The following is a 15,687-nucleotide window of genomic DNA, read 5'->3' as shown; positions in this document are numbered from 1 at the left end:
AACATGAGCAGCGATAAAATCGTTCACTTGACCGATGACAGTTTCGACACTGACGTGCTGAAAGCCGACGGTGTCACTCTGGTAGATTTCTGGGCTGAATGGTGTGGTCCTTGCAAAATGATCGCCCCAATTCTCGACGAAGTCGCAGAAGAGTACGACGGTAAGCTTACCATCGCCAAGTTGAACATTGATGACAACCCGGGCACTGCGCCTAAATATGGCATTCGTGGTATCCCGACACTGCTGCTGTTCAAGAACGGTGAAGTGGCTGCGACCAAAGTAGGCGCCTTGTCTAAAGGTCAGCTGAAAGAGTTCCTGAACGCTAACCTGGCCTAAGCCCGGCGCGGTGTTGTTCCGCAGTGGTGAATTTTTTCGCCACTGCTGGACGTCTCCATTCAGGCGTGTTAAGTTGACCTCACTGCATTACGCACTTACCTTGTAGTTTGCATCTAAAGTTTTCCCTTGTCAGACCCTGCTCGCATTGAACGTTATCGTGGTTTGGCAATCTGATGACTAGCACATTCGGCATCACCTTTCGACCATCTCTTCGTTTCCTATCGCCACATCAGACGATAATCGTCGAGCAGAGTTGAAAAAGAGCCATTAACGGCATGGAATTTTTGCCATACCACCCACGACAATCATTTCGAGAATTACCCCGAGTTTAAGAACCCTCACTATGAATCTTACCGAATTAAAGAACACGCCGGTTTCTGAGCTGATTACCCTCGGCGAAAATATGGGTCTGGAAAACCAGGCACGTATGCGTAAACAGGATATTATTTTCTCTATCCTTAAACAGCATGCGAAAAGTGGCGAAGACATCTTTGGTGATGGTGTGCTGGAGATATTGCAGGACGGATTTGGTTTCCTCCGCTCTGGAGACAGCTCCTACCTCGCCGGTCCCGATGATATCTACGTTTCTCCCAGCCAAATCCGCCGCTTCAACCTCCGCACTGGTGACACCATTTCTGGTAAAATTCGCCCGCCAAAAGAGGGTGAACGTTACTTTGCGCTGTTGAAAGTTAACGAAGTTAACTACGACAAGCCGGAAAACGCGCGTAATAAGATTCTGTTCGAAAACCTCACGCCACTGCACGCAAACAATCGTCTGCGTATGGAGCGCGGTAATGGCTCAACCGAAGATTTGACCGCTCGCGTACTGGATCTGGCATCGCCGATTGGTCGCGGTCAGCGTGGTCTGATCGTGGCACCACCGAAAGCCGGTAAAACCATGCTGCTGCAGAACATCGCACAGAGCATTGCGTACAACTATCCGGATTGCGTGCTGATGGTGCTGCTGATTGACGAGCGTCCGGAAGAAGTGACCGAGATGCAGCGTCTGGTGAAAGGCGAAGTCATCGCATCCACCTTCGACGAACCGGCTTCACGCCACGTTCAGGTCGCTGAGATGGTGATCGAGAAGGCTAAGCGCCTGGTCGAGCACAAGAAAGACGTTATTATCCTGCTTGACTCCATCACTCGTCTGGCGCGTGCTTACAACACCGTGGTACCGGCTTCCGGTAAAGTATTGACCGGTGGTGTGGACGCCAACGCCCTGCATCGTCCGAAGCGTTTCTTCGGTGCAGCACGTAACGTGGAAGAGGGCGGCAGCCTGACCATCATCGCAACTGCGCTGGTTGATACCGGTTCGAAGATGGACGAAGTGATTTACGAAGAATTTAAAGGTACAGGTAACATGGAACTGCACCTGTCGCGTAAAATTGCTGAAAAACGCGTATTCCCAGCGATCGATTACAACCGCTCCGGTACCCGTAAAGAAGAACTCCTCACCACGCAGGAAGAGCTGCAGAAAATGTGGATCCTGCGCAAAATCATCCATCCAATGGGTGAAATTGATGCGATGGAGTTCCTCATCAATAAGCTGGCGATGACCAAAACCAACGACGAATTCTTCGATATGATGAAGCGTTCGTAAGTTGGCGAAATTGAATCGCTAAGCGAAGCGATTCTTTAGCACAATTTGCCAGGATTTATTGCTAACGCCACGTCTTAACGTGGCGTTTTTCATTTATGGGCATTAGGATTAGCCCAGTCAGGAAGCATTATAATGATTGTGCCAGATGGGTGCTGCTTTTTTCAGCAGGCAGTCTATTCTGAAGCAGAATTCGGACTAAGGATATACGGCAATGGCAAGAATCTTGCTTATTGTTGTCGATGATTTTAGCTGAGAGCGTTAATGTGAATTTACTCACTATGAGTACTGAGCTTGGTTTTGTTTTTCTGTTTACTTTAGTGTTCCTATTTTTTGCCCGTAAAGCCGCTAAAAAAATTGGGCTGGTTGACACACCTAATTTAAGAAAACGACACCATGGCGCCATTCCGTTAGTGGGTGGAATCTCCGTATATGCGGGGATCTGCTTTGCTTTCGCTATTTCAGATTATTATTTGCCTCACGCGGCACTTTTCCTCTGCTGCGCAGGGGTGCTGGTGCTGGTGGGTGCACTGGACGATCGGTTCGATATCAGCGTTAAAATCCGCGCATTAGTACAAGCGGCGGTGGCCATCGTGATGATGGTCGGCGCAAAACTGTATCTGCTGAGCCTCGGATTTATCATTGGTCCGGTGGAATTGGTTGTTGGGCCATTTGGCTACGTACTTACACTGTTCGCCGTTTGGGCGGCCATTAACGCCTTTAACATGGTGGATGGTATCGATGGCTTACTGGGTGGATTGGCCAGTGTGACCTTCGCCGCCATGGGCATCATCCTCTATTTCGACGGTCAGACCAGCCTCGCTATGTGGTGTTTTGCCATGATTGCCGCCACCATCCCCTACATTTTGCTTAACCTGGGTCTGATTGGTCGCCGCTACAAGGTCTTTATGGGCGATGCCGGCAGCACCATGATTGGCTTCACCATTATCTGGATCCTGCTGGAAACCACCCAAGGTTTGAGCCATCCGATTACGCCGGTCACGGCACTCTGGCTGATCGCCATTCCGCTGATGGACATGGTGGCGATTATGTATCGCCGCCTGCGGAAGGGGATGAGTCCGTTCTCTGCTGACCGCCAGCATATTCACCATTTGATCATGCGTGCCGGCTTCACCTCCCGCCAGGCCTTTGTACTGATCACCGTGGCTGCTGCGCTTTTAGCCGGTATCGGCGTGCTGGGCGAGTACCTTGCTTTCATCCCCGAGTGGGTGATGCTGGTGTTATTTCTGATGGCTTTTTTCCTTTACGGCTACTGCCTGAAACACGCGTGGCGTGTGGCGCGCAAAATCCGTCGCATTAAACGCCGCTGGCAAGGCAGTGGCGAAGATAAAAAATAAGTTACCCCAATCAGTACCCTGATAAGGACTTTTGTTATGACCTCTGTCGTTGTGGAGAACGAACTGGATGTGCGCGGCCTGGGCTGCACGCTTTGGCGCGGTAAGCGTTGGATTATCGGCTTTGCTTTGCTGTTTGCCTTACTGGCATGGCTCGCCTCGATGCTGATGAAACAGGCATGGAGCACCACCGCCGTTACCGATCGTCCCACGGTGAATATGCTGGGTGACTTCTTTGTACAGCAGCAATTCCTTAATAACCTTGATGTGCGTAACAACACGCTCAATCTCAACACGCCCGCACCCACCGTGATGGATGAGGTCTATCAGGAGTTCACCATGCAACTGGCCTCCTGGGACACGCGCCGTGATTTCTGGCAGCAGACCGATTATTTCAAAAGCCGCAAAAGTGGCAATACACACAACGATGCGGCTTTGCTGGACGATTTAATTACCAATATTCAGTTCACACCCGCGGATGCGGCGCATAACACACTGGATAACATAAAGCTGATTGCCGAAACCGCTGGCGACGCGAATAACCTGCTGCGCCAATATATCGCCTATGCCAGCGAGCGTGCCGCACGCCATCTGAATGCGGAACTAAAAGGCGCATGGCAGGCGCGCAGTGCGCAGCTGCTGGCTCAGGTTCATCGCCAGCAGGAAGTGGCACAAGCGGTGTTTGATCGCCAGCGCCAACGTATTGAACAAGCTTTAAAGGTGGCAAGCCAGCAGGGCATCCAGGAAAACCGTGCACCGGCCATCGGCGAAGCGCTACCTGACAGCGATCGCTTCCTGCTCGGGCAGCAAATGTTGCAGGCTCAGCTCGATACATTGCAGGCCAGCGGGCCCGCTTACGATTTGAGCTATGATCAGAACAGAGCGATGCTGGGCACGTTGCAGGCAGGCGCGCAATTGGATAAGCCATTCCAGACATATCGCTATCTGCGTACGCCTGAAGAGCCGGTGTCGCGCGACAGTCCGCGCCGAGTGTTTATGATGATCATGTGGGGCGTCATTGGCGCGCTGGTGGGTGCAGGTGTGGCGCTGGTGCGCCGTCCTCGTCCAACGTCACCAACGAGCCATTAAAGAGAAGCCACGTGAAAGTTCTGACCGTATTTGGCACGCGTCCTGAGGCGATCAAAATGGCCCCGCTGGTGCAGGCATTGGCGCAGGACCCGTCGTTTGAATCACGCCTGTGCGTGACCGCGCAACACCGTGAAATGCTTGATCAGGTGCTGAGGCTGTTCAAGCTGCAGCCCGATTACGATCTCAATATTATGCGCCCGGAGCAGGGGCTGACGGAGATCACCAGTCGCATTTTGCAAGGAATGAAAACGGTGCTCGCCGATTTCCAACCCGATGTGGTGCTGGTGCACGGCGATACCACCACCACCTTTGCCGCTAGCTTAGCCGCTTTTTATCATCAGATCCCTGTGGGGCACGTCGAAGCAGGATTGCGCACGGGCAACCTGATGTCGCCCTGGCCGGAAGAGGCTAACCGCACCTTAACTGGTCATCTGGCAAGCTACCATTTCACTCCAACCGAGAGTTCGCGGCAGAATCTGCTGCGTGAAAATTTGCCGGATGACTGTATCGTCGTTACCGGCAATACGGTGATTGATGCGCTGCTATGGGTGCGCGATCGGGTGCTGGATGATGGCGACCTGAATGCGCGTCTGGCAGCGCGTTATCCGTTCCTTGATGCAGATAAAAAACTGATTCTGGTCACCGGCCATCGTCGTGAAAGCTTTGGCGGCGGTTTCGAACGCATTTGCAGCGCGCTGGCGCAGATTGCACGTCAGCATCCGCAGGCGCAAATCGTCTATCCGGTGCACCTCAATCCCAACGTCAGCGAGCCGGTCAATCGTATCCTGAGTGGGATCGAGAATATCATTTTGATTGAGCCACAGGAGTATTTGCCGTTTGTCTGGCTGATGAACCGTTCCTGGCTGATCCTCACCGATTCCGGGGGCATTCAGGAAGAAGCGCCATCGTTGGGTAAACCTGTTCTGGTCATGCGTGATACTACTGAGCGTCCGGAAGCGGTGGATGCGGGCACCGTAAAACTGGTCGGTACCGATATCAACCGGATTGTCGAAGAAGTCGGCCTGCTGCTGCAGGACGAAGAAGCCTGGCAGAGGATGAGTCGCGCGCACAATCCGTATGGCGATGGACAAGCCTGCGCGCGCATCCTGCAGGCACTGAAACAACACAGAGTATAATCATGCGTTTTGAAACCATTTCCGTTATCGGACTGGGCTACATTGGGCTGCCAACGGCGGCCGTTTTTGCCTCCAGGGGAAAAAAAGTGATTGGCGTGGATATCAATGTTCGCGCAGTCGAGACCATTAATCGCGGCGATATTCACATTGTTGAGCCGGAGCTGGGTGACGTGGTGCGCAACGCCGTTCAGGCAGGACATCTGCGCGCCACCACGCAAGCCGAAGCCGCGGATGCCTTCTTAATCGCCGTACCCACGCCGTTTATCGGCGATCATCAGCCGGATCTGAGCTACGTACAGGCGGCAGCATTGTCGATTGCACCGGTATTGAAAATCGGCGATTTGGTGATTCTTGAATCGACCTCACCGGTTGGCGCTACCGAGCAGATGGCCATCTGGCTGGCGGAGGCGCGTCCTGACCTGCGTTTCCCGCAGCACGGTGATGACTGTGACGTGTTTATCGCTTACTGCCCGGAGCGCGTGCTGCCCGGCAAAGTGATGGTAGAACTGCTGGAAAATGACCGTGTGATTGGCGGCATGACGCCTGCGTGCTCAGCACGGGCCAGCGAACTGTATCGCATCTTCCTGCGCGGCGAATGTGTGGAAACCAACGCGCGTACTGCGGAGATGTGCAAACTCACGGAGAACAGCTTCCGCGATGTGAATATTGCGTTTGCCAATGAGCTATCGCTGATCTGTGCGGAGCAGAAGATCAACGTGTGGGAGTTGATTGCGCTGGCGAACCGCCATCCGCGCGTCAACATTCTGCAGCCCGGGCCGGGCGTCGGTGGGCACTGTATCGCTGTCGATCCCTGGTTTATCGTGGCGCAAAATCCGGAGCTGGCGCGGCTGATTCGCACCGCGCGGGAAGTGAATGATGCGAAACCGACGTGGGTGTTAGATCAGGTCAAACAGCAGTTGGCAGATTGCCTGACTGTCAGCGGCAAACGTGCTTCTGAGGTCACGATTGCCTGCTTCGGCCTGGCGTTTAAACCGAACATCGATGATTTACGTGAAAGCCCGGCGATGGCGGTGGCACACCTGATTGCCGAGTGGCACAGCGGCAGCACGCTGGTGGTTGAACCGCATGTGGCAGAAATTCCTGCGCGACTGGCAAATGAAGCAACACTGGTTTCCACTGAGGATGCGTTGCAGCAGGCGGATATCATCGTGATGCTGGTGGATCACACGCCGTTCCGCGCGATCGATGCCAGCCAGATTACGCAGCCGTGGATTATCGATACTAAAGGTGTCTGGCGATGAAACAATTCCTCATCACGGGTGGTGCTGGCTTTATTGGTTCCGCACTGGTGCGCTTCCTGATTGAGCAAACAGACCATCAGGTGGTGGTGGTGGATAAACTCAGCTACGCTGGCAACTTAGCCTCTTTGGCTTCAGTACAGAATGATGCGCGCTATGCCTTTGAGCAGGTGGATATTTGCGACAGAGCCGAACTGGACCGCGTCATGGCCCAGTATCAACCGGATTGCATTATGCATCTGGCCGCAGAAAGCCATGTGGACCGTTCGATCGATGGGCCAATTGCGTTTGTCGAAACCAACATTGTGGGCACCTATCAGCTACTGGAAGCGGCTCGCCACTACTGGAATGGCATGGTGGATGAGCGTAAAAAAGGCTTCATCTTCCATCATATTTCCACTGACGAAGTGTTTGGCGATCTGCATGGCAGTGATGATTTCTTCACTGAAACCACGCCTTATGCGCCCAGCAGCCCTTATTCAGCGACGAAAGCCAGCAGCGATCATCTAGTGCGGGCCTGGTTACGCACCTACGGCTTGCCAATTATTGTCACCAACTGTTCGAACAATTATGGCCCGTGCCACTTCCCGGAAAAACTGATTCCGCTCACCATCATTAATGCCTTAGCCGGAAAACCGCTGCCGGTGTATGGCAATGGCAGTCAGATCCGCGATTGGCTGTATGTCGAAGACCACGCCAGAGCGCTTTACTGCGTGGTGAGCAGCGGCAAAGTCGGCGAAACCTATAATATTGGTGGTCACAACGAACGCCGTAATATTGAGGTGGTGGAAACCCTGTGTGATCTGCTGGACGAACTCGCACCGCAGCAGCGCGCGGCGCACCTCGCGTGCTATCGTGATCTGATTACCTTTGTCACCGATCGTCCCGGTCACGATCTGCGTTACGCCATTGACGCCAGCAAAATTGCGCGTGATTTAGGCTGGACGCCTCTGGAAACTTTCGAAAGTGGCATTCGCAAGACCGTGCAGTGGTATCTGGCAAATCCACAATGGTGGCAGGCGATTCTCAACGGCAGCTATCGTGGCGAGCGGTTGGGTTTAGCTACGCCGCACTGAGGCATAATACAGGAGCAGCAACGATGAAAGGTATCATCCTCGCGGGTGGTTCAGGCACGCGCTTGCACCCTATCACCCGTGCTATCTCAAAGCAGCTACTGCCGGTGTACGACAAGCCGATGATCTACTATCCGCTGTCGGTGCTGATGCTGGCGGGGATTCGCGAGATTATGATTATCACCACGCCGGAAGATCGTGCGCACTTTGAGCGTCTCCTCGGCGATGGCAGCGAATTCGGCCTGCAGTTGCAGTATGCCGAACAACCCAGTCCCGATGGTCTGGCGCAGGCGTTTATCATTGGTGAGTCCTTTATTGGCAATGACAGCTGCTGTCTGGTGCTGGGCGACAATCTCTATTTTGGTCAGGGCTTCAGCCCGAAGCTGAAAAAAGTGGCCGCGCGCAGCCGTGGTGCCACGGTATTTGCTTATCAGGTGATGGACCCTGAGCGGTTTGGTGTGGTGGAGTTTGATGACGACTTCAATGCGCTTTCCATCGAGGAAAAGCCGCTGCAACCCAAATCGCGCTGGGCGGTTACCGGCCTCTACTTCTACGACAACCGCGTGGTGGAGTTTGCCAAACAGGTACAGCCTTCAGCTCGGGGCGAGCTGGAAATCACTGCGATTAACCAGATGTATCTTGAGCAGGGTGAACTCTCCGTCGAGTTACTGGGACGTGGTTTTGCCTGGTTGGATACGGGAACTCACGACAGCCTGATAGAAGCGAGTATGTTCGTCCAGACCGTGGAAAAACGTCAGGGCTTTAAAATCGCTTGTCTGGAAGAGATTGCGTGGCGTAACGGCTGGTTGACTGATGATCAGTTGCTGGCTGCGGCGCAAGCACTGACCAAAACCGGCTACGGCCAATATCTGCTGGATGTTCTCCATGCCCGTCCGCGTCAGTATTAACCCCCTTGCGTGGGAAAGCGATTTCTTTGGCGTGAACAGTGCGCGTATCGATCTGGATGGCGACTTCACCCTTGCCGACGCGCTGCAGCGGCCAGATACGTTGTGGCAGGCCAAAGTACCCGCCGAGCGTACTGACGCCATTGATGCCTTGAGCCAGCACGGTTTTCAGCTGGTGGAGGGTGAGGCCGATCTGGCCATTAATATCAAACGCACCGAGCGCCAGGTTGGCGTGCGCATCGCGCGTGAAGCACAGATCCCGGCATTGCGTGAGGCGGCATCGCATGCCTTTCGCCAAAGCCGTTTTCGTGCGCCCTGGTTTAACGCCGATGACAGCGGTCGTTTCTATGCGCAGTGGATTGAAAACGCGGTTCGCGGCACCTTTGATCACCAATGCCTGGTGGCCAGCGACGAATCCGGTCAGTTACAAGGCTTTGTCTCGATGCGTGAAGTGAACGGTGATGCGCGTATCGGCCTGCTCGCCGTGCTGCCCGCAGCGCAAGGGCAGGGCATTGGTCAACGCTTGCTGTTGGCGGCAGCGGATTGGGGCCGCGTGCGGCAACTTGAACGACTGCGCGTCGCGACCCAGCTTAGCAATCTTACGGCGATGCGCCTCTATTTACGCAGCGGTGCTCGCCTTGAAAGCACCGCCTACTGGTTTTACAGGACAGCCTCATGATCCCATTTAATGCGCCGCCAGTCGTCGGCAGCGAAGTTGAATATATGCAGTCGGCGATGGCCAGCGGCAAACTCTGCGGTGACGGTGGATTTACCCGCCGCTGTCAGCAGTGGATGGAGCAGCACTTTGGCAGCAAAAAAGTGCTGCTGACACCCTCTTGCACTGCCTCACTGGAAATGGCCGCACTGTTAATTGATATCCAGCCCGGTGATGAAGTGATCATGCCGAGCTACACCTTTGTTTCCACTGCCAATGCCTTCGTGCTGCGCGGTGCTGTGATCGTGTTCGTCGATGTGCGCCCCGATACGCTGAATATCGATGAAACGCTGATTGAAGCCGCGATCACTGAGAAAACCCGTGCGATTGTGCCGGTGCACTACGCGGGCGTCGCTTGCGAGATGGATAGCATCATGGCGCTGGCGGCGAAGCATCAATTATTTGTGATTGAAGATGCGGCGCAGGGCGTTATGTCGCAGTACAAAGGGCGTGCGCTGGGCACCATTGGCCATATTGGCTGCTTTAGCTTCCATGAAACCAAAAATTACACCGCCGGCGGTGAAGGTGGAGCGACGCTGATTAATGACGCGAAGCTGGTGGAGCGTGCGGAGATTATCCGCGAAAAGGGCACCAACCGGAGCCAGTTCTTCCGTGGTCAGGTGGATAAATACACCTGGCGTGATATCGGTTCGAGCTATTTGATGGCGGATCTGCAGGCTGCCTACCTGTGGGCGCAACTCGAAGCGGCTGAGCGCATTAATCAGCAGCGTTTGCGCCTGTGGCAGCGCTATTATGATGCGCTGAAACCACTGGCAGCCGCTGGACGTATCGCATTGCCGATGGTGCCGGAAAACTGCCGTCACAACGCGCACATGTTTTACATCAAACTGCGCGACAGCGACGACCGCCAGGCGCTGATCAACTGGATGAAAGAGGCAGAAATCCTCACGGTGTTCCACTACATTCCCTTGCACTCTTCGCCAGCCGGTGAACGTTTTGGTCGCTTCCACGGCGATGACCGCTTCACCACCAAAGAGAGTGAGCGCCTGCTGCGCCTGCCGCTGTTCTATAACCTGTCGGATAACAACCAGCGTACCGTGATCAGCTCGCTGTTGAGTTTCTTTGCCTGATGTCGTTAGCCAAAGCCTCAGTCTGGACGGCCTCATCGACGTTAGTGAAAATCATTGCCGGTCTGCTGGTGGTGAAATTGCTGGCGGTCAGCTTTGGGCCGGAAGGGGTTGGCCAGGCCGGTAACTTTCGCCAGCTGATTACCGTTTTAGGTGTATTGGCCGGCGCGGGCATTTTCAACGGTGTAACTACCTACATCGCACAATTTCAGCAGCAGCCCGAGCAACTGCGTGCCGTGACGGGTACGGCATCCACCATGGTGATCGGCTTCTCCACACTGGTGGCGCTGGTGTTCTTGCTGGCGGCGGGGCCGATAAGTCATGCGCTATTTGGTCATGACGACTTTGCCAATGTGGTGAGGATCGTGGCCTTTCTGCAGTTCGGCATTGCCTGGGCCAATCTGACGCTGGCATTACTAAAAGGCTTCCGCGATGCGCGCGGCAATGCGCTGGCGCTGATTATCGGTAGTCTGGTGGGCGTGCTAGGTTATGTGTTGTGCTGGTGGCTGGGCGGATATGCTGGCGCGTTGGTGGGTTTAGCGCTGGTGCCTGCACTGTTGGTGTTTCCGGCACTGCTGATGCTGCGCCGTCATCGTCAGGTGCTACCGCTGCGCTGGTTAAAACCGAACTGGCAGCCGGAACTGGCGCGAAATCTGGCAAAGTTCACCTTGATGGCACTGATTACATCGGTCACCTTGCCGGTGGCGTGGGTGATGATGCGAAACTTGCTGGCAGAACAGCAGGGGTGGGCGCAGGTAGGCCTGTGGCAGGGGGTGACCAGTATTTCCGATGCCTATCTGCAATTTATCACGGCGACTTTTAGTGTCTGGTTACTGCCGACGCTGGCGCGACTGGAAAGCAAACCGCAGATTGCGCGTGAAATTGGGCGTGCGTTGCGTTTTGTGTTACCTGCCGTGGCGGCTGCGAGTTTCTGCGTGTGGTTACTGCGTGACATTGCCATCTGGCTGCTGTTTTCACCGCAGTTTACCGCGATGCGAGACCTGTTTGTCTGGCAGTTGTGCGGTGACGTCTTTAAAGTTGGCGCCTATGTTTTCGGATATCTGGTGATCGCTAAAGCCTCACTGCGCTTTTATATTTTGACGGAAATCAGCCAGTTTGTGCTGTTAACCGCGTTCTCACATTGGCTGATTCCGTTAAACGGAACCGCCGGAGCCGCACAAGCCTATATGGCGACTTACGTGCTCTACTTCGCCCTTTGCTGTGGCGTCTTTATGATTTATTGCCGAAAAAAATGACTTTATTTCACGTGCTGGGATCGGATATCCCACATCATAACCAAACGGTGTTGCGCTTCTTTGATGAGGTGATGAGCACCGAATTGCCGGGTGCTGGACCGCGCCAGTTTATGGTGGTGACTTCAACGCCTGAAGCGCTGCAAGCCTATACCGCGCTGCAAATCGAAAGCTATCCCAGCAAGCGCGCACTTGCACAGGCGGTAATTTCCCGTGCGGCTGATCGTACGCAACGCTTCTTCTTTCATGGACAGTTCAATCCGCAAATCTGGCTAGCGTTGCTCAGGGGTAAACTGTGGCGTCAGCAGGCCTACTGGCATATCTGGGGTGCGGATCTGTACGAAGAAGGGCGTGGGCTGAAGTATCGGCTGTTTTATCTGCTGCGCCGCATGGCACAGCATCGCATTGCCCATGTGTTCGCGACGCGTGGTGATTTACACTGTTTTCAGCAGCGCCATCCGCGCGTGCCGACATCGCTGCTCTACTTTCCAACGCGTATGCCCAATGCCGCAGTGCCCGGCGGCAACGCGAGCGGTGATTTCACCGTGCTGCTGGGCAATTCCGGCGATCGCAGCAATCGCCATATTGAAGGCTTGCAGGCGATTCACGCTCAGTTTGGCGATCGCGTGAAAGTGCTCATCCCACTGGGCTATCCGGAAAACAATCAGCCGTATATTGACGAGATCAGCGCGGCTGCACAGCGCCTGTATCCGCAAGGCCAGGTGACTTTACTCCGCGATAAGATAGATTTTGATACCTATCTGCAATTGCTCAGTGACTGCCAGCTCGGCTATTTTATGTTCGAACGTCAACAGGGTATTGGCACGTTATGTTTGCTGATTCAGGCCAACATTCCCTTTGTGCTGAACCGCAAAAATCCGTTCTGGCGCGACCTCAGCGAACAAGGGTTGCCGGTTCTTTTCAGTGAAGATGCACTGGATGCGTCGAGTGTGGCTGAAGCTCAGCGTCAGCTGGCACAGTGTGATAAATCCGCGATTGCCTTTTTCGCCCCTGGTTATCTGGCTGGCTGGCGCAACGCGTTGAGCCTGAGTGAAAGGGAGAGAACATGAGCCTGATGCAGTTTAGTGGTCTGCTGGTGGTTTATCTGTTCTCGCTAGGTTTCATTTTGACGCTGACCTGGCGGGAATTTAAACGGGTGCGTTTTAACTTCCACCTGTTCTTCACCATCCTTTTTTTACTGACCTTTTATTTCGGGTTCCCCCTCACCAGTGTGCTGGTATTCCGCTTTAATGTTGAAGTGGTGCCACCGGAGTACCTGTTACAGGCGTTGCTGGCCGCGACCAGTTTTTATGCGATTTATTACGTCAGTTATAAAGTCCGGCTAAGGCCGATCAACGCTGCACCGCGCAAACCCTGGTTGCATATGAACCGAGTCGAAACCCATCTTACCTGTCTGTTACTGGCGCTGGTGGCGATTGGCACGGTCACGGTGTTCTTCATGCACAACGGGTTACTGTTGTTCCGACTTTCTGCGTATAACCAGATTTTCTCCAGCGAAGTATCCGGCGTAGCGCTCAAACGATTCTTCTACTTCTTTATTCCGGCGATGCTGATTCGCTATTTCCTCAACCCCACACAGCGCCAGTGGCTATGGTTTTTGCTGTTGTCGGTGGCATTTGGTTTGCTGACCTATGCGCTGGTGGGCGGGACGCGCGCCAATATCATCATCGCTTTTGCCCTGTTCCTGTTTATCGGTATTACGCGCGGTTGGATCACCTTGTGGATGCTGGTGGGCGCAGGCGTGATGGCGATTGCTGGCATGTTCTGGCTGGCACTGCGGCGCTATAACCTCGATGTGGTGGGCGATGAAGCGTTTTACACCTTCCTGTATTTAACGCGTGATACCTTCTCCCCCTGGGAAAATCTCGCGCTGTTATTGCAGAACTACGACAAAATTGATTTCCAGGGCTTAGCACCGATCTGGCGTGACTTTTATGTCTTCATCCCGAGCTGGCTCTGGCCGGAACGTCCGTCGATTGTGTTAAATAGCGCCAACTACTTTACCTGGGAAGTGCTGAACAACCATTCAGGACTGGCGATTTCGCCCACGCTGCTGGGTTCGTTGCTGGTAATGGGCGGCGTGTGGTTTATTCCTCTGGGTGCGATTGCCGTCGGCTGGCTGATGAAAGGATTCGATAACCTCTATCTGCAAGGCCGTGATGCTTCGAACCGTTATAGTGGGGCGATTCTGCAGAGCTTTTGCTTCGGTGCGGTATTCAACATGATCGTGCTGGCGCGTGAAGGGCTGGATGCTTTCGGTTCGCGCGTGGTGTTCTTTTGCATTATTTTTGCTGCCTGCATGGCGGTGGCTAAATTGCTGTACTGGCTGTTAGCGCGTGCGGGGTTGATTCGCTCGCGTAGCAAGCCAGTGGTTCACAGCCTGTCTTAACCTTTGGGAACATGATTCATGAAAACCGATAAGCCGCGCTATAACTTGCGCGGTGTCGATCTTCACGCGTTTATCGACATGGACAGCTTCCTGCACTTCTTGCTGCCGGGTGGCCAGCCGCGTTGTGGCACGCTGGTGGCGATGAATGCAGAAAAGATGCTGACGCTGGAAGAGGATGCGCAGCTGCGGGCGCTGATTGCTGAAGCGGAATTTAAATATCCGGATGGCATTAGCATTGTGCGCTCCTTACGCAAAAAATATCCGCAGTTGCAGGTTAGCCGTATTGCTGGAGCCGATCTTTGGGAAGCCCTGATGGAGCGCGCGGGCCGCAGCAGCATTCCGGTATTTCTGATCGGCGGTCGTCAGGCGGTGCTGGATGAAACCTGTGACAAACTGCGTCGCCAGTGGAATGTGAACATCGTCGGCAGTCAGGATGGCTATTTTGCCCCGGCAGAGCGTGAGGCGTTGTTTGCGCGCATTGCGGCCAGCGGTGCACAGATTGTCACGGTGGCGCAGGGTTCGCCGCGTCAGGAGTTGCTGATGCGGGATTGCCGCGCGCACTGGCCGCATGCGCTCTATATGGGCGTGGGCGGTACCTATGATGTTTTCACCGGCCACGTCGCACGTGCACCGCGAATCTGGCAGAAATTAGGGCTGGAGTGGCTCTATCGTCTGATTCGGCAGCCTTCGCGTTGGCGCCGCCAGTTAAAACTGCTGAAATATTTGCGCTATCATTGGCGTGGCGATCTCTGATGTCGCCGATTTTTTCAGCAATATCATCAGTGCAGCCAGTAAAACTGCATTAATAATCGACGGAATGCACAAAGCGTAATCAAACGCGTTTTTTTTATAAAAAAGCGCTGGACAGTATGAGGTCAAGCCCGTAGTATGCCCATCCGCAACGGCGCTACGCGCCCGTAGCTCAGCTGGATAGAGCGCTGCCCTCCGGAGGCAGAGGTCTCAGGTTCGAATCCTGTCGGGCGCGCCATTTAGTTTGTGCGCAAGAGCTTCGGTGGTTGGTTTAACCGCGTTATGCAGTGAAAATAGTAGGCAGAGATGCTTACGTACCAGAATTATGGTGGCTATAGCTCAGTTGGTAGAGCCCTGGATTGTGATTCCAGTTGTCGTGGGTTCGAGTCCCATTAGCCACCCCAAATTTTGCTGGGCACGCGATGGTGGCGGAATTGGTAGACGCGCTAGCTTCAGGTGTTAGTGTTCTTACGGACGTGAGGGTTCAAGTCCCTCCCTTCGCACCAGGCAAAATTACGCGGTAGCGTGAAGAAATAAGATACAGAAAAAATCGGCGAGTAGCGCAGCTTGGTAGCGCAACTGGTTTGGGACCAGTGGGTCGGAGGTTCGAATCCTCTCTCGCCGACCATATTCGAAAAGCCTGCTTGAAAAAGCAGGCTTTTTTCGTTTTATCTTTCCCTTGATTGATTTTATCCTTCTCAGCTTCTCAGCTTCTCAG

At 54.1% G+C, this 15,687-nt stretch carries 14 protein-coding genes and 4 tRNA genes; all 18 read left to right on the top strand.

Annotated elements, in window-relative coordinates:
• The first annotated feature begins 3 nt into the window (after positions 1 to 3).
• On the top strand, positions 4 to 336 hold the full coding sequence (gene trxA, locus VI01_RS09885) for a thioredoxin TrxA (protein WP_003851963.1): 333 nt from the start codon (positions 4 to 6) through the stop codon (positions 334 to 336).
• A 343-nt stretch (positions 337 to 679) separates the two neighbouring features.
• Positions 680 to 1,939, top strand: coding sequence for a transcription termination factor Rho (rho, locus tag VI01_RS09880; RefSeq protein ID WP_034827837.1), 1,260 nt, complete (start codon positions 680 to 682; stop codon positions 1,937 to 1,939).
• Positions 1,940 to 2,217: 278 nt separating this feature from the next.
• Positions 2,218 to 3,294, top strand: a complete 1,077-nt coding sequence (wecA, locus tag VI01_RS09875) for a UDP-N-acetylglucosamine--undecaprenyl-phosphate N-acetylglucosaminephosphotransferase (protein ID WP_045815102.1) — start codon at positions 2,218 to 2,220, stop codon at positions 3,292 to 3,294.
• A 36-nt stretch (positions 3,295 to 3,330) separates the two neighbouring features.
• Positions 3,331 to 4,380, top strand: a complete 1,050-nt coding sequence (wzzE, locus tag VI01_RS09870) for an ECA polysaccharide chain length modulation protein (protein WP_045815000.1) — start codon at positions 3,331 to 3,333, stop codon at positions 4,378 to 4,380.
• Positions 4,381 to 4,391: 11 nt separating this feature from the next.
• Positions 4,392 to 5,516: a non-hydrolyzing UDP-N-acetylglucosamine 2-epimerase gene (gene wecB / locus VI01_RS09865; RefSeq protein ID WP_038643812.1), complete on the top strand. Its 1,125-nt coding sequence runs from the start codon at positions 4,392 to 4,394 to the stop codon at positions 5,514 to 5,516.
• Between the two features lie 2 nt (positions 5,517 to 5,518).
• Complete coding sequence (gene wecC / locus VI01_RS09860) at positions 5,519 to 6,778, top strand: UDP-N-acetyl-D-mannosamine dehydrogenase (RefSeq protein WP_045814999.1); 1,260 nt, start codon at positions 5,519 to 5,521, stop codon at positions 6,776 to 6,778.
• Positions 6,775 to 7,851, top strand: a complete 1,077-nt coding sequence (gene rfbB, locus VI01_RS09855; RefSeq protein WP_045814998.1) for a dTDP-glucose 4,6-dehydratase — start codon at positions 6,775 to 6,777, stop codon at positions 7,849 to 7,851. The genes wecC and rfbB overlap by 4 nt, the downstream gene beginning before the upstream one ends.
• Positions 7,852 to 7,874: 23 nt before the next feature.
• Positions 7,875 to 8,756 carry a glucose-1-phosphate thymidylyltransferase RfbA gene (rfbA, locus tag VI01_RS09850; RefSeq protein ID WP_045814997.1) on the top strand — a complete coding sequence of 294 codons (882 nt, stop codon included), beginning with the start codon at positions 7,875 to 7,877 and terminating at the stop codon, positions 8,754 to 8,756.
• On the top strand, positions 8,734 to 9,432 hold the full coding sequence (rffC, locus tag VI01_RS09845; RefSeq protein WP_045814996.1) for a dTDP-4-amino-4,6-dideoxy-D-galactose acyltransferase: 699 nt from the start codon (positions 8,734 to 8,736) through the stop codon (positions 9,430 to 9,432). Before rfbA ends, rffC begins: the two co-directional genes overlap by 23 nt.
• Positions 9,429 to 10,559, top strand: coding sequence for a dTDP-4-amino-4,6-dideoxygalactose transaminase (gene rffA / locus VI01_RS09840; RefSeq protein WP_045814995.1), 1,131 nt, complete (start codon positions 9,429 to 9,431; stop codon positions 10,557 to 10,559). Before rffC ends, rffA begins: the two co-directional genes overlap by 4 nt.
• On the top strand, positions 10,559 to 11,812 hold the full coding sequence (gene wzxE / locus VI01_RS09835; protein ID WP_045814994.1) for a lipid III flippase WzxE: 1,254 nt from the start codon (positions 10,559 to 10,561) through the stop codon (positions 11,810 to 11,812). The genes rffA and wzxE overlap by 1 nt, the downstream gene beginning before the upstream one ends.
• A complete protein-coding gene (locus tag VI01_RS09830; RefSeq protein WP_045814993.1) occupies positions 11,809 to 12,879 on the top strand; it encodes a TDP-N-acetylfucosamine:lipid II N-acetylfucosaminyltransferase in 1,071 nt (356 codons plus the stop codon). Before wzxE ends, VI01_RS09830 begins: the two co-directional genes overlap by 4 nt.
• Positions 12,876 to 14,219: an ECA oligosaccharide polymerase gene (gene wzyE, locus VI01_RS09825; RefSeq protein ID WP_045814992.1), complete on the top strand. Its 1,344-nt coding sequence runs from the start codon at positions 12,876 to 12,878 to the stop codon at positions 14,217 to 14,219. Before VI01_RS09830 ends, wzyE begins: the two co-directional genes overlap by 4 nt.
• Positions 14,220 to 14,237: 18 nt before the next feature.
• Positions 14,238 to 14,972 carry a lipopolysaccharide N-acetylmannosaminouronosyltransferase gene (wecG, locus tag VI01_RS09820; protein WP_045814991.1) on the top strand — a complete coding sequence of 245 codons (735 nt, stop codon included), beginning with the start codon at positions 14,238 to 14,240 and terminating at the stop codon, positions 14,970 to 14,972.
• Between the two features lie 158 nt (positions 14,973 to 15,130).
• A tRNA-Arg gene (locus VI01_RS09815) sits at positions 15,131 to 15,207 on the top strand.
• A gap of 90 nt (positions 15,208 to 15,297) precedes the next feature.
• Positions 15,298 to 15,373 (top strand) — tRNA-His (locus VI01_RS09810).
• Between the two features lie 15 nt (positions 15,374 to 15,388).
• Positions 15,389 to 15,475, top strand: a tRNA-Leu gene (locus VI01_RS09805).
• A 45-nt stretch (positions 15,476 to 15,520) separates the two neighbouring features.
• Positions 15,521 to 15,597, top strand: a tRNA-Pro gene (locus VI01_RS09800).
• Positions 15,598 to 15,687: the final 90 nt, after the last annotated feature.

The sequence above is a fragment of the Pantoea sp. SM3 genome (genome assembly GCF_000963995.1).
GTDB classification, from domain to species: Bacteria; Pseudomonadota; Gammaproteobacteria; order Enterobacterales; family Enterobacteriaceae; genus Pantoea; species Pantoea rwandensis_B.
Note: the sequence above shows the minus strand (reverse complement) of the source record. Positions and strands in the feature narration are given on the sequence as shown.

Bases quoted from the DNA above. Each gene is read 5' to 3' on its own strand.
- trxA (WP_003851963.1), top strand. From the start codon at position 4: ATGAGCAGCGATAAAATCGTTCACTTGACCGATGACAGTTTCGACACT.
- rho (WP_034827837.1), top strand. From the start codon at position 680: ATGAATCTTACCGAATTAAAGAACACGCCGGTTTCTGAGCTGATTACC.
- wecA (WP_045815102.1), top strand. From the start codon at position 2,218: ATGAGTACTGAGCTTGGTTTTGTTTTTCTGTTTACTTTAGTGTTCCTA.
- wzzE (WP_045815000.1), top strand. From the start codon at position 3,331: ATGACCTCTGTCGTTGTGGAGAACGAACTGGATGTGCGCGGCCTGGGC.
- wecC (WP_045814999.1), top strand. From the start codon at position 5,519: ATGCGTTTTGAAACCATTTCCGTTATCGGACTGGGCTACATTGGGCTG.
- rfbB (WP_045814998.1), top strand. From the start codon at position 6,775: ATGAAACAATTCCTCATCACGGGTGGTGCTGGCTTTATTGGTTCCGCA.
- rfbA (WP_045814997.1), top strand. From the start codon at position 7,875: ATGAAAGGTATCATCCTCGCGGGTGGTTCAGGCACGCGCTTGCACCCT.
- rffC (WP_045814996.1), top strand. From the start codon at position 8,734: ATGCCCGTCCGCGTCAGTATTAACCCCCTTGCGTGGGAAAGCGATTTC.
- rffA (WP_045814995.1), top strand. From the start codon at position 9,429: ATGATCCCATTTAATGCGCCGCCAGTCGTCGGCAGCGAAGTTGAATAT.
- wzxE (WP_045814994.1), top strand. From the start codon at position 10,559: ATGTCGTTAGCCAAAGCCTCAGTCTGGACGGCCTCATCGACGTTAGTG.
- VI01_RS09830 (WP_045814993.1), top strand. From the start codon at position 11,809: ATGACTTTATTTCACGTGCTGGGATCGGATATCCCACATCATAACCAA.
- wzyE (WP_045814992.1), top strand. From the start codon at position 12,876: ATGAGCCTGATGCAGTTTAGTGGTCTGCTGGTGGTTTATCTGTTCTCG.
- wecG (WP_045814991.1), top strand. From the start codon at position 14,238: ATGAAAACCGATAAGCCGCGCTATAACTTGCGCGGTGTCGATCTTCAC.